Origin of the sequence: Caulobacter sp. SLTY (assembly GCF_009905535.1) — a bacterium.
Lineage (GTDB): Bacteria > Pseudomonadota > Alphaproteobacteria > Caulobacterales > Caulobacteraceae > Caulobacter.
The window spans coordinates 28,719-41,866 of the sequence record NZ_JAAALA010000028.1; the positions used below are offsets into that span (position 1 = coordinate 28,719).

The window sequence follows — 13,148 nt, forward strand, 5'->3', positions numbered from 1 at the left end:
AGCCGGCCTCGTCTTGTCTTGGTTGGCTGGAGCCCCCGCATGAACGTCACCGAAGCTGTCGCCGCCCGGGTGTCGATCCGCGCCTTCAAGCCCGACCCCGTCCCCGGCGCCCTGGTGCGCGAGATCCTCGAGGCCGCCCACCGCGCGCCCAGCGGCGGCAACCTGCAGCCCTGGCGGGTCCATGCCTTGGCCGGCGAGCCACTGGAGGCCTTCAAGGCCAAGGTGGCGACCAATCTGTCCGGCGAGGAGCCGGAATACGACGTCTATCCGGCCAACCTCTGGGACCCCTTCCGCACCCGCCGGTTCGAATGCGGCGAGGACCTCTACGCCACCCTCGGCATCCCCCGTGAGGACAAGCCGGCCCGGATCGGCCAGCTGTTCAAGAACACCCAGTTCTTCGGCGCCCCGGTGGGCCTGTTCTTCAGCCTCGACCGCAACCTGGGACCGCCACAGTGGGCGGACGTCGGCATGTATATGCAGACGGTGATGCTGCTGGCGGTGGAGCGGGGCCTGTCCACCTGCGCCCAGGAGTTCTGGGCCCGCTATCCCAAGACCTTCGCCGAGTTCGTCGGCCTGCCCGACGATCACATGCTGTTCTCGGGCATGGCGCTCGGCTATGCGGACGAGACGGCTCCGATCAACGGCCTGCGCACTCGGCGCGATCCGTTCGACGTCTGGGCCGACATGCGCGGGTTCGCCTGAAGGGATCGCTATGGGCCGCTATGACGGCAAGCCGCTGCTGCAGCTGGTCGAGATGTACATCCTGGCCAAGATCGGCCGGCTGGACAAGGAACGCGCCCGGCGGATGGCCGAGATGGCGCCGAAGCTCTCGGCCACCTTCAAGGTCGAGGGGACGTGGGAGCAGGTCATCGAGGGCGTGCTGCGCCTGCCGCCCGACTACGGCGCGCGGGTGAAGGGTCATTGGGACGCCCACCTGGCCGCCGAGCAGAAGGCGGGTCGCAAGTGGGTCGATCCGCAGTCCTATGCGGAAAGTTTCGCCGACAAGAACCTGCTGCCAGACCCGGCGACCCCCAAGGCCTAGAGCCCGCTGGGGAGCACCCCCGCGCCGCCGTCCTCGTCGCCCCAGGCGACGCTGCGTCCGTCCGGGGTGATGGCCAGGCCGCTGATCGGCGGACCCTTCTCGGCCTTCAGCATCTCGCGCCGGCCGCTCTTGAGCTCGCAGGCCCAGACTCGGCCATCGTCCAGCCCCCCGGCCAGCACGGCCCCGGCCGGCGTGGCGGCGACCCGGACCACCATGGCGTCCTGGTCGTAGGCGATCTCCGCCGCTTCCTTGCCCATCGGGCCGTTGGCGCCCTGGAACGGCCAGATCACCGCCCCGTTGGCCCCGGCGGTGGCCAGCATCAGCCCGCCGGACAGGAAGGCCAGGCTCTTCACCTTGGCCGGATAGCCGCCCATCCGCATGTCCTTGGAGTCGGACATGCGCCAGCCGTGCAGACTGTTCTCCTGCATCGAACTCATCAGGAACTTGCCATCCGGGCTCCACAGGACCAGCTGGTGGCTGCCGGCCCATTTCAGCATCTGCGGCTGCTGTTTCTCGATTCGCGCGTACCAGAGGGCGGCCCCGCCATAGGTGGCGGCGGCCAGGCGGCGGCCCTTCGGATCGAAGGCGACGTCGGCCACCGATTTGTCATGGGTGAAGGTTCGTTCGAAGGCGGCGTCCTTCGAATCGCGGACGTGCAGGTCGCGCCCGGCGGTGAAGGCGATCAGGCCCGATTCCGCGCTGGCGGCCACGGCGTCGATCCATCGGCCCTTGATCTTGGCAATTTCGGTGGCGGCCATTTCATCGCCTTCCGCGCGTGTCCAGACCACCTTCCCGTCGTCCCCGCCGGTGATCATCCCCTGGCCCGATGGGTGGGCGCAGGCGCTCAGCACCGCGCCGTCGTGGGCCTGAATCGTGATGAATCCTTCAAGCGTTACAAGGCGCACGGTCCCGTCGCCGAGAGCGAACATTGGTATGCCCTTGGCGTCGAACAGGGCCGCGGTCACATAGGCGTCGAATTGGGCGTTCATGATCGGCGGCTTAGACCAGATGGACCCCGCCTTGCCAGAGCGGCGTTCAGATTCCCCCGGTGCGCGAGACAGGCTTTACAAGCCGGCTCTCGTGCGCAATGGGTGAGGCAACAAAGACAGCGGGCCGTGCCGACGGACCGCGCGAAGGAGTGTTCGAATGGGTGCGAAACTCGGCGGCGGCGGCGGCAAGAAGTGGGATCTCGGTCAGAACTCCGAGATCAACGTCACGCCGTTCGTGGACGTCATGCTTGTGCTGCTGATCATCTTCATGGTCGCGGCGCCTATGGCCACGGTGTCGATCGCGATCGACCTGCCCCCGGCCATCCCGCCGCCCCCGAGCGAGAAGAAGCCGCCGGATCCGACCATCGTCTTCATCCAGGACACCGGCGCCCTGTTCATCGACGGCGTCCAGACCCGCCTCGAGAATCTGCCGGCCGACATTCCGGCCGACATGACCAAGAAGGGCGTCACCGGCGTTCCCCAGGAGGAGCGCGTGTTCCTCCAGGCCCAACCGGACGTGACCTATGACAAGTTCATGGAAGTGCTGAACATCCTGCAGGAGAACGGCTACTTCAAGGTCGGGATCATCAACGAAGAAATCGAGTAGGGCTCACGCCTGAAAGACGCGAAAGGGCCCGGAGCAATCCGGGCCCTTTTTCGTTGCCCCCTCCCCCCGCTTCGCGGGGGGAGGACCGCTCTGGAGCGCTCAGCGACAGAGCAGGAGGGGGGCAAGTCCGTTTCAGGAGGAACCTCCCTACCGCCGGTGGGGCCCGCCTCCTGGTTTCTCGCTTAGGCTCGAAACCTGTCCTCCTCCCGCTTCGCGGGGGGAGAGCGAAGCGCCTGAAGTCTCGCCCCCTAAGCCACGCACCCCTCGAAGCCGGCGCGCAGGGCCGCTTCGTCCAGGTCGCGGCCGATGAACACCATGCGGCTGTAGCGCTGGTCCTTGTCGGTCCAATCGCGCTGGTAGTCGCCTTCCAGGATCATGTGCACCGCCTGGAAGACCAGCCGGCGGTTGTCGCCCTTGATGTCCAGGATGCCTTTGGCCCGCAGGATGTCGACGCCCTTCTCGGCCAGCAGCTGGTTCAGCCAGTTCGTCACCTTGATGCCGTCGAGCGGCTTCTGCGAGGTCAGGCTGATGCCCTTGATCCCGGCCTCGGCGGCGTGGTCGTGGACATGGTCATGTCCGTGATCGTGGTGGTGATGGTCGTGCCCGTGGTCGTGCTCGCAATGCTCATCGTGCACATGGCCTTCCTCGCCGTGGGCGGGGTTGAGGAATTCCGGGGCGATGTCGGTGATCCGGTCCAAGTCGAAGCTGTGGCGGCCGAGGATGGCGTCCAGGGGAACCTGGCTGCGGGTGGTGCGGTGGATCGGGGCCAGGGGGTTGATCTTGCGGATGGAGGCCTCGACGGCCTTCAGCTCGGCCTCGGTCACCAGATCGGTCTTGTTGAGCACGATCTGGTCGGCGAAGGCGATCTGCTCGACGGCCTCTTTGGAGTCGGCCAGGCGAAGCGGCAGGTGCTTGGCGTCGACCACGGTGGTTACCGAATCCAGCTGGGTCCGGGCCTTTACATCGTCATCCACGAAGAAGGTCTGGGCCACCGGGCCGGGATCGGCCAGGCCGGTGGTCTCCACGATGATGGCATCGAAGCCGCCTTTGCGCTTCATCAGGCCCGAGAGCACCCGGATCAGGTCGCCGCGCACCGTGCAGCAGACGCACCCGTTGTTCATCTCGAACACTTCCTCGTCGGCGCCGACCACCAGGTCGTTGTCGATGCCCACCTCGCCGAACTCGTTGACGATCACGGCGTAGCGCTTGCCGTGGTCCTCGGTGAGGATGCGGTTGAGCAAGGTGGTCTTGCCGGCGCCGAGGTAGCCGGTGAGGACAGTGACGGGGGTCTTGGAAGCGGTCGAGGACGTCATCGCGCCTATCTAGGGGTTCGCGCGCCGTTGTGAAACGGGTCGCGCGCTTCCCTGATCTATAGATCGAACAGCACCACCGCCCCGGCCATCAGGATCAGCGCCCAGCCGAGGATCATCGACTCCCGTTCCTGCAGGGCGTCCAGGCGGATGAAGCGGGCGCCCGCCAGGGTCAGGCCGGTGAACAGCAGCATGGCTCCCACCGTGGCGGTCAGCAGCACAAAACTGAGCAGGGCGAAGGCCGGCCAGCCGTGCTTGATGGCGGTGGTATAGACCCCGAAATAGGCCTCGCAGGGCGACAGGGTCAGCAGCAGCACCAGACCGGCGATCGCCGCCCGATCGGAGAGGTAGCGGCGCGGCGCCTCCGGATGCCGGTGGGCCTGGCGGGTCAGGCAGAAGACGCCCAGCGCCACCAGCAGGCCCGCCACCAGCCATTTGAAATAGCGGTCCAGCTCCGGCGCGGCGGCCATGCCCACGGCCACCACCACGGCCCCGATCAGCACGGTGAAGGCCACATGGCCGACGCTGGCCAGGGCGGCGACGCCCAGGGTCTTGCGCGCCGTCCAGCCCTGCTCGCGCCCGACCAGCACGAAGGGCAGCCAATGGGTCGGCAGGATCGCGTGCATGAAAGCCACGAAGAAGCCGGCGGCGGCCAGGGAGGCGAGGACGGTCAGGGTCACGGGCGGGCTATAGCCTGTTACATTGTAACGCGCCAGCGGGCATCGGCGTCGGCTTTACTTTCACGCTCCGCCGGTCGAGCCTTGGTTCGACGATGGGGGTGATCCATGGTGTTCTGGTGGACCGGGCGGGGCTTTCTGGTGCTGCTGACGGTAATCGGCGTCTTCGGGGCGTTCGGCGCGATCGTCAGCTTCTCGACCGGTGGCCAGGGCATGGAGCGCTGGCCCTGGCTGTGGGGTGTCGGCTGGTTTCTGGCGGCGGCGGTGAACTGGTATGCGGGCTGCCGGCTCAACATGCGGCCGCTCGATCCACGCAAGGGCCACACCACCGGCCGGTTCCGCTATCCGGCCCGGCACCGATTCTGCGGCCTGCCCATGGAAACCTGGTCGCTACCCGCCCTGGCGCTGGGCCTGTTTCTGCTGGTCGTGGGGCTGCGGCCGGCCTGAAAGCCTGTCCCGCGAGCGTTGACTCAGGCGAGTCCCTCTGTATAAGACGCGACCCTTCGCTCGCGGGCCCCGTCCGCGGGCGCATTCGTTTTTTGCTATCTCACGTTCAGGACGGACCGATGTACGCGGTGATCAAAACCGGCGGCAAGCAATACCGGGTCTCCCCCGGTGACCTGCTGGTTGTCGAAAAACTGGCTGGTGAACCCGGCGCTGAAGTTTCCTTCGACCAAGTCCTGATGCTGGGCGATGGCGACACGGTCACCGTGGGCGCCCCGATGGTGGCCGGCGCCGCCGTCACCGCGACCCTGGTCGAGACCCGCAAGGGCGAGAAGGTGAAGGTCTTCAAGAAGATCCGCCGCCAGGGCTACCGCCGCACCCGCGGCCACCGCCAGCAAGAGACTGTCCTGCGCGTTACCGCCATCGGCGACGCCAAGTGGGACGGCAAGGTGGACCTGACCACCAAGGCCGAGCTGAACGCCCGCTCGCGCGGCCTGAAGCTGCCGGAATTCGCCGAAAAGGCCGAGGCCGCCCCAGCGCCCGCGCCCGCGCCGAAGAAGGCGACCAAGGCCAAGGCCGTGGTGACCGAGGAAGAAACCATCGTGGCCGCCGAGGCTCCGGTCGTTGAAGCCGCCGCCGCCGCTCCCGAAGTGGAAGTGAAGGACGAGGCTCCGAAGGCCAAGAAGGCCGCCGCTCCGAAGGCCGCCAAGGCCGAAGACGGTGACGCCGCCCCCGCCAAGAAGGCCGCCCCGAAAAAGGCCGCCAAGAAGGACGCCGACGAAGCCTAAGGGCCTCGTCGATAGAGGATAGGAGAGCGATATGGCTCACAAGAAATCAGGCGGCTCCTCGCGCAACGGGCGCGACTCGGCCGGCCGCCGTCTCGGCGTGAAGAAGTTCGGCGGCGAAGCTGTGCTCGCCGGCAACATCATCGTGCGCCAGCGCGGCACCAAGTTCTGGCCGGGCGACAACGTCGGCATCGGCAAGGACCACACCCTCTTTGCCCTCGAAACCGGCAACGTGAAGTTCGTAACCAAGAAGAACGACCGCACCTACGCGACGGTGGTTCCGAAGATGGCTGAAGCCGCCGAGTAAGGCGCAAGCCACCCTCCGGATCGCCGAAAAGCGTTCCGGACCTAGAGCTTCCAGAGGGGAGTCCGGATCGCCGGGCTCCCCTCTTTCTATTTCAGGGTCCCGCCAGAGGACCTGGGAGGCTAACCATGTGTCTGATCGAACAGACCCCAAGGATCGAGACACGGCGGCTGGCGCTGCGCAGCCCGGCGCCGGGCGACGAGTCGCGGCTGGCCGAACTGATGGCCGACTATGCCATCGCCAGGATGACCAGCCGGGTGCCGCACCCCTATTCCCTGGCTGATGCCGCGGCCTTCGTCGAGAAGGTGCAGGGGAACGATCCAGCGAAGGACCACAACTTCGTCATCGAGACCGAGGACGACGGCATGGTTGGCGGTATCGGCTTCTTCACCCCGCCCGGCGAGCCGTTGGAAGTGGGGTATTGGATCGGCCGCGACTGGTGGGGCCGGGGCTTCGCCTCGGAGGCCCTGCAGGGGGCGCTGGCCTGGGCCAAGGCTAGCTGGCGTAAGCGATACGTCGTGGCAGGCCACTTCAGCGACAACCCGGCGTCGGGCGCGGTGCTGTGCAAGGCTGGCTTCCTCTACACCGGCGAGGTGCAGCTCAAGCACAGCCTGGCGCGCGGCGAAGAGGCGGCGACGCGGATGATGGTGTGGTTGGCTTAAGGGAAGGATGCCTGGCGGTCGCTCTCCCCCATGAAATGGGGGAGTGGATTTGGCGAGCGCTGCAAGCGAGCCAAACCGAGGGGGTCCGCCGCCAGTTGAGGATGAACCTCCCGCCGCCGGCGCGGGCCCGCCTCCTGGTCCGTCGCTCACGCTCCGAACCGTCCTCCGCCCGCTCTCGCGGGCGGAGAGCGAAAAGGCTAGGCTCGCGCCATGACTCAATCGACACCCTGGTGGCGCGGCGCGAGCGTCTATCACATCTACGTCCGCAGCTTCTTCGACAGCGATGGGGACGGCCATGGCGACCTGCAGGGCGTGCTGGCCAAGCTCGACTACATCCAGTCGCTCGGCGTCGACGCTATCTGGCTGAGCCCCGTGCACCCCTCGCCCAACCGCGACTGGGGCTATGACGTCAGCGACTACCACGGGGTCCATCCCGACTACGGGACGATGGACGACCTGCAGGCGGTGATCGACGGCGCCCATGCGCGGGGCATGAAGCTGCTGCTCGACGAGGTGCTGGCCCATACCAGCGACGAGCACGCCTGGTTCCGCGAGAGCCTGAAGGGCGGCGACAAGGCCGACTGGTATGTCTGGGCGCCGCTGAAGGACGACGGCACGGCGCCCAACAACTGGCTCAGCGCCTTCGGCGGGCCGGCCTGGGCCTACCAGCCGCTGATGCGCCAGGCCTATCACCACAAGTTCCTGCGCCAGCAGCCGAAGCTGAACTGGCGCCATGCGCCGGCGCGGGCGGCTGCGCTGGAGGTGCTGGATTTCTGGCTTTCGAAGGGGGTCGATGGGTTCCGGCTCGACGTGGCCAACGCCTATCTCCACGACCCCGCCCTGACCGACAATCCGGTGGATGACAGCGACACGGGGCTGCGCTGGTCGGCGGCGGCCAATTTCCAGCGCCACTTCAACGATTCGAACCTGGTGGAGAACATCGAGGCGCTGGATGCGGTGCGGCGCACGGTCGACGCCCATCCGGACCGGTTCGTATTCGGCGAGTTCTCGGAGGAAGCCGACCGCTGCGGCGGGTTCGCGGCCCCGGACGAGGGGCTGCACGCCGGCTACAGCTTTCCGCTGCTGATCGCCCGGCGGATGGGGCCGGACTTCATCCGCAATCATATGGAGCTTCTGGCTCGCTATCCGGACCACTGGCCCTGCATCACCTTCTCCAACCATGACGTGCCGCGCACGCCCAGCCGGTTTGGCGACGGCTCGCTGCCGGTGGCCAAGGTGATGCTTGCCCTGCTGTTGACCCTGCGCGGCTCGATCCTGCTCTACCAGGGCGAGGAACTGGGCCTGCCGGAGGCGGACCTGACCCGTGAGCAGCTGAAGGACCCGGTGGGCGACCTCTACTGGCCGGCCCACAAGGGCCGCGACGGCTGCCGCACCCCGATGCCCTGGGCGCCGGGTGAGCACCTGGGGTTTTCGACTGCCACGCCTTGGCTGCCCGCCGCGCCGGAGCATGCCGGGCTGACCGTCGCCGCCCAGGAGGCCGACCCCGACTCTGCCCTGGCGCTGTCGAAGGCGCTGCTGGCCCTGCGCCGGGCCCATCCGGCCCTGCGGCTGGGGGGTCTGACCTTTCGGGACGCCCCGTCACCGATGGCGGTTTTCGAGCGGTCGTGGGAAGGCGAGCGGCTGCTCTGCGCCTTCAGCCTTGGGGCGGAGGCGCCGCCGGCCGATCCGGCCTGGCAGGAGGGGGAGACCTTGCTGGAAGCAGCCGGGCCCTTCGGCTTCCGGATCGCCCGCCTCTAGTCCTTTGGCTTGGGCCGGAATTCCTCGCCCAGGATCAGCACTGCCCGGCGCATGCGCTTGGAGTCGAGCCGGCTGCGGCTGACGTCGACGGTCTGGACGCGGGCGAAGTCGGCGACGATCAGGTCCTCGCGCGGCTTCATCTTGATGTCGGGGTCTTCGGCCAGCCGCACCTCGGCCGCCGTGACCACCAGCACCCGCGAGCCCAGCGCCGGGGTCAGCGGCGCGCTGGCCTCAGCCTGGTTCCCAGCCCGGTTCTTCCGCAGCCAGATGGTCAGGGGCGGGGCGCCCGGTTTGGCGAAGAAGTCGCGGCCGTAATAGGCCATGGCGTTGAACAGGAAACGGTCGTCCACGGCGATGGCGCTCAGGCCCTGGTCGGCCATCTCCACCTCGGCCCGGAGGACCATGGCCTGGGCGGTGTCCTCCCAGCCCTTCAGCCGCTTGATGGCGTTTTCCTGGCCCAGGGTTTCGGCCGTGCGCGGATTGAGCATGACCACCAGCAGGATGACGGCGAACGTCGCCTGCGGGATCAGACCGGCCGGCAGGATCCACCAGGGCTTCAGCCGCCGCATCATTCCCGCCGCCAGCACCGCCCCGGCCACATAGGCGGCCGCCGTCCAGTTGGCGTTGGCCCGGGTCAGGAAGGCCTGAACGGTGACGAACAGGATCGGCGGGGCGGTCCAGCAGAGCAACAGAAGTTCACCCGGCTCCAGCCGTCGGCGGAAGGCCAGCACGGTGGCCCAGATCAGGATGGCGAAGGGCAGGCCGAACACCCCGAACTGTTCGAGCAACAGGCGGAGGGTCTCGGCGACGTCGAAGGTCAGACCGGACTCGAAGCTGGCGTTGGCCGCCGTGTGGCCGACGGTGGCGAAACCGTGCAAGGCGTTCCAGATCAGGTTGGGGGCAATGACGACCAGAAAGACGAGGATGGCCGTGAGGGTCGTCTTCAACGTCCACGGCCGCCGCGCCTCGCGGTCGAGGATCAGGTGCAGGACGATGCCGGCCACCGCGTAGAGGGCCGCATATTTCGACAGCATGGCCAAGCCCATGGCCGCGCCCAGGCCGGCGGCGGTGAACAGCGGCCGCTTGGCGCTGGGCAGGTCGACATAGGCCAGCAGGGCGAAGCTGAGAAAGCAGAGCAGGGCCGCGTCGGTGGAGATGATCCCGCTGGAGACGGCCACGCCCGGCATCAGCTGATAGACCAAAAGGGCGCCGAACCCGGTCCAGGCGCCGAACAGCCGCCGGCCGACCGCGAACAGGGCCAGGCCGGTCGCGGCATGCAACAGCGGGGAGGCCAGCCGTACGTAGGCTTCGGCGTCTCCCAGCCGGGTGGTCAGATGGATCAGCCAGGCGACCATCGGCGGCTTCGAGAAGTAGCCGACGTCGAGGTCGCGCGACCACAGCCAGTACTGCGCCTCGTCCGGGTAGAGCTCCAGTGGGGTGGCGAACAGGGCGAACAGCCGAAGCCCGGTGAGCAGCATGGTGGCCGCCAGGGCGAACCGCCAGGGACGGGTGGCTTCCAGCCGGGCGAGTCGCTCCGTGTCCGTGAGGGTCAACGCTCCGTCTCCCGACGATTCTCTAATTTGGGCAAATCGTCTAAAGGGCCGATTCCGCCCTTCTATAGGGCAGGGTCCGGCAAAAGGTGTCGCAATCTTGCGACAAGGCGTCTCAATTCCGCCTTCAAGTGTTAACGGCTGCTTGTCACTGGAAGCCGTGTCATTACAAGGCGGTGGTGTGGTGCCGGGGCATCAGATCGGTCACCAAAGCTTTGCAATCGGGCGCTAATGGGGCGGCCAAGTCCGCAAATTTCGGGCGATCCAAGTCGGGCGCCTGTCGGGATGACAAGGGGATATCAATGAGAACGTTCAAGCTCGCCGCCGTGGCGACGACCGCCCTGGTCGGCAGCCTGCTGGCCGCCACCGGCGCCTTCGCGCAATCCACCGGCACCACCGAGGTCGAAGAGATCGAGATCATCTCGACCGCCGGCCAGCCCAGCATCGATGGGGTGATCACCGCCGAAACCGCGCCGAAGGCCAAGGCCTCGGTCGACCAGGAGTTCATCTCCACCCAGGCGTCCGGCCAGACCATCATCCAGACCCTGAACCTGACCCCGGGCCTGAACTTCACCAACAGCGACCCCTACGGCTCGTCGGGCGGTAACCTCCGCATCCGCGGCTTCGACGGCAACCGCATCAGCCTGACCTTCGACGGCGTCCCGCTGAACGACACCGGCAACTACGCCATCTACACCAACCAGCAGCTCGACCCGGAACTGGTCGCCCGCGCCAGCGTCAACATGGGCACCACCGACGTGGACAGCCCGACGGCCTCGGCCACCGGCGGCACCATCAACTACATCTCCCTGAAGCCCGGCACCGAGTTCGGCGGCCGCGGCTCGGTCTCGGTCGGCTCCTACGCCTACGGTCGCGTGTTCGGCCTGATCGAAACCGGCGAGTTCACCCCGTTCGGCACCACCGCCTGGTTCTCGGCCTCGCAACAGAAGTACGACAAGTTCAAGGGCCCGGGCGACCTGAAGAAGTGGCAGGTCAACGCCAAGGTCTACCAGCCGATCGGTGACAACGGCGACTTCGTCTCGCTGGCGGTCCATTACAACGAGAACCGCAACGACTTCTACCGCACCACCACGATCGCCAACTTCGAGACCTTCGGCCGCGGCTATGACAACCTGAGCCGCTGCACCCGTGACCCGGCGACCCCCGGCGTCGCCGACAACGACAACTTCACCACGGCCCCCGCCGCGCCCTTCGGCGTGCCGGCCGGCGCCGTGATCGGCCAGAACTTCAACCCGGGCCTCGACAACGGCCGGGCCCCGGCTGACAACCCGGCCTACACCGGCAGCTGCGCCAACTTCTACGGTCTGCGGATCAACCCGTCGAACACCGGCAACATCCGTGGCCAGTCGAAGTTCACGATCATTCCCGATCGCCTGACCTTCACCCTGGACAGCGCCGTCCAGTACACCCTGGCCAACGGCGGCGGCTCCACCACCATCACCGAGAACTCGGCCCTGGTGCGCGGCTCTTCGGCCCTGCCCGGCGTCGACTACAACGGCGATGGGGACGTGCTGGACACCGTTCGCGTCTACGCGCCGAACACCACCAACACCCGTCGTTACACCACGCTCGGCTCGCTGATCTGGGACATCAACGACAACAACACCGTCCGCCTGTCCTACACCTATGACTACGGTGACCACCGTCAGACCGGCCACTACGGCTACCTGACCCGGCGTGGCGAGCCGCAAAACGTGTTCGGCGGCAAGGATGGCCAAGGCCGCAAGGTCCTCGGCGCCGACGGTTACGCCCTGCGCACCCGCGACCGTCAGTCGTTCGCGACCCTGAACCAGATCTCGCTGGAATACCGCGGCCGCTTCTTCGACGACGCCCTGCAGGTCAACATCGGCCTGCGCGCCCCGACCTTCGACCGCGATCTGAACCAGTTCTGCCTCAGCCAGCGTGGTTCGACCACCGTGCTCTGCACGACCCAACCGCTGTTCGCGGCCGATCTGGACTCGGCCACTGCCGGCGTCCAGTCGAACCCGAACGTGGTGGCCCTGGTCGCCGCCGGCACCGGCACCCAGTACATCGTGCCCTACAAGCGCAGCGTCAGCTATGACGCCGTTCTGCCGAACGTCGGCGTGTCGTTCCGCTTCCTGGAAAACCACACCATCTTCGCCAGCTACGCCGAAGGCCTTTCGGCCCCGCGGACCGACAACCTCTACACCGTCGGTTTCGACACCGTGACCAACCGCGTGACCTACGCCGACGTCGAGCCGGAAACCAGCAAGGCGATCGACCTGGGCTACCGCTTCCGCTCGCCGGAAGTGATCGTCTCGACCGCCCTGTGGTACAACACCTTCGAGAACCGCATCGTCTCGTCCTTCGACCCGGACCTCGGCTTCAGCGTCGACCGGAACGTCGGCACCGTCGACCTGTGGGGCTTCGACGCCCAGGCCGGCTGGACCCCGAACGAGAAGTTCAGCCTCTACGGCTCGGTGACCTACACCAACAGCGAACTGCAGGATAACCTGATCCTCAGCGCCACGACCGAACTGCCGATCAAGGGCAAGCAACTGGTCGAGACGCCGGAGTGGATGGCTGGCCTGCGCGCCCAGTACAACATCACCGAAGCCCTGAGCATCGGCGGTCAGGCCAAGTACGTCGGCAAGCGCTTCACCACCGACGTGAACGACGAAGAGACCCCGGAATACACCGTGGTCGACTTCGACATCCGCTACGACCTGCCGTTCTTCGGTGGCAAGGGTTCGTACGTGCAGTTCAACGTCACCAACGCCTTCGACGAAAAGTACTACGGCAACATCAGCTCGGGTACGAACAACCTGATCATCCCGGACGTGAACCCGGGTCCGGCCGTCACGCCGCGCAACCCCAACACCGCCTTCGTCTCGATCGGCGCCCCGCGCACCTTCCAGGCGACCCTCAACATCCGGTTCTAAGACCCGGACGAGAGAACGGCAGAGTACAGGGAAGGGCGGTCCTCACGGGCCGCCCTTTTCTTTTGCACTCTTGACGACATCGCCCCTCGGGGCCAC

The 13,148-nt window shown here is 67.0% G+C and carries 12 protein-coding genes and 1 pseudogene; 9 read left to right on the plus strand and 4 right to left on the minus strand.

The window, feature by feature from the left end:
• Positions 1-39: 39 nt before the first annotated feature.
• Together GVN21_RS15415 and GVN21_RS15410 are read left to right on the plus strand one after the other, a co-directional pair.
• Positions 40-702 (plus strand): nitroreductase, encoded by a 663-nt coding sequence (locus GVN21_RS15415; protein ID WP_166575651.1) that lies wholly within the window; start codon positions 40-42, stop codon positions 700-702.
• 10 nt (positions 703-712) lie between these two features.
• The gene (locus tag GVN21_RS15410) at positions 713-1,042 is read left to right on the plus strand and encodes a hypothetical protein (RefSeq protein ID WP_166575650.1); all 330 of its coding nucleotides are present in this window, start codon (positions 713-715) and stop codon (positions 1,040-1,042) included.
• On the opposite strand, the gene GVN21_RS15405 is transcribed toward GVN21_RS15410, so the two are convergent.
• On the minus strand, positions 1,039-2,031 hold the full coding sequence (locus GVN21_RS15405; RefSeq protein WP_166575649.1) for a WD40 repeat domain-containing protein: 993 nt from the start codon (positions 2,029-2,031) through the stop codon (positions 1,039-1,041). The two genes, GVN21_RS15410 and GVN21_RS15405, sit on opposite strands and share 4 nt — an antisense overlap.
• Positions 2,032-2,188: 157 nt before the next feature.
• Here GVN21_RS15405 and GVN21_RS15400 point away from each other — a divergent pair, with 157 nt between their 5' ends.
• On the plus strand, positions 2,189-2,638 hold the full coding sequence (locus GVN21_RS15400; protein WP_166575648.1) for a biopolymer transporter ExbD: 450 nt from the start codon (positions 2,189-2,191) through the stop codon (positions 2,636-2,638).
• Between the two features lie 248 nt (positions 2,639-2,886).
• Here the strand turns inward: GVN21_RS15400 and GVN21_RS15395 are convergent, their stop codons facing one another.
• Together GVN21_RS15395 and GVN21_RS15390 are read right to left on the minus strand one after the other, a co-directional pair.
• A complete protein-coding gene (locus tag GVN21_RS15395) occupies positions 2,887-3,951 on the minus strand; it encodes a GTP-binding protein (RefSeq protein WP_166575647.1) in 1,065 nt (354 codons plus the stop codon).
• Positions 3,952-4,007: 56 nt separating this feature from the next.
• Positions 4,008-4,628, minus strand: coding sequence for a hypothetical protein (locus GVN21_RS15390; RefSeq protein WP_346764276.1), 621 nt, complete (start codon positions 4,626-4,628; stop codon positions 4,008-4,010).
• 105 nt (positions 4,629-4,733) lie between these two features.
• Between GVN21_RS15390 and GVN21_RS15385 the strand changes: the two genes are divergently transcribed.
• From GVN21_RS15385 to GVN21_RS15365, 5 genes and pseudogenes are all read left to right on the plus strand, one after another.
• Complete coding sequence (locus GVN21_RS15385; protein WP_166575646.1) at positions 4,734-5,072, plus strand: hypothetical protein; 339 nt, start codon at positions 4,734-4,736, stop codon at positions 5,070-5,072.
• A gap of 119 nt (positions 5,073-5,191) precedes the next feature.
• A pseudogene (rplU, locus tag GVN21_RS15380) lies at positions 5,192-5,647 on the plus strand (50S ribosomal protein L21); the annotation flags it as partial.
• A gap of 241 nt (positions 5,648-5,888) precedes the next feature.
• Positions 5,889-6,161, plus strand: a complete 273-nt coding sequence (gene rpmA, locus GVN21_RS15375) for a 50S ribosomal protein L27 (protein WP_166575644.1) — start codon at positions 5,889-5,891, stop codon at positions 6,159-6,161.
• Between the two features lie 125 nt (positions 6,162-6,286).
• On the plus strand, positions 6,287-6,820 hold the full coding sequence (locus tag GVN21_RS15370; protein ID WP_166575643.1) for a GNAT family N-acetyltransferase: 534 nt from the start codon (positions 6,287-6,289) through the stop codon (positions 6,818-6,820).
• 210 nt (positions 6,821-7,030) lie between these two features.
• Entirely contained in the window at positions 7,031-8,578 is a 1,548-nt protein-coding gene (locus GVN21_RS15365; protein ID WP_166575642.1) for an alpha-amylase family glycosyl hydrolase, read from the plus strand.
• Here GVN21_RS15365 and GVN21_RS15360 read toward each other — a convergent pair.
• On the minus strand, positions 8,575-10,131 hold the full coding sequence (locus GVN21_RS15360; protein WP_240902968.1) for a glycosyltransferase family 39 protein: 1,557 nt from the start codon (positions 10,129-10,131) through the stop codon (positions 8,575-8,577). The two genes, GVN21_RS15365 and GVN21_RS15360, sit on opposite strands and share 4 nt — an antisense overlap.
• A gap of 299 nt (positions 10,132-10,430) precedes the next feature.
• Between GVN21_RS15360 and GVN21_RS15355 the strand changes: the two genes are divergently transcribed.
• Positions 10,431-13,052 carry a TonB-dependent receptor gene (locus tag GVN21_RS15355; RefSeq protein ID WP_166575641.1) on the plus strand — a complete coding sequence of 874 codons (2,622 nt, stop codon included), beginning with the start codon at positions 10,431-10,433 and terminating at the stop codon, positions 13,050-13,052.
• The last annotated feature ends 96 nt before the right edge of the window (positions 13,053-13,148 follow it).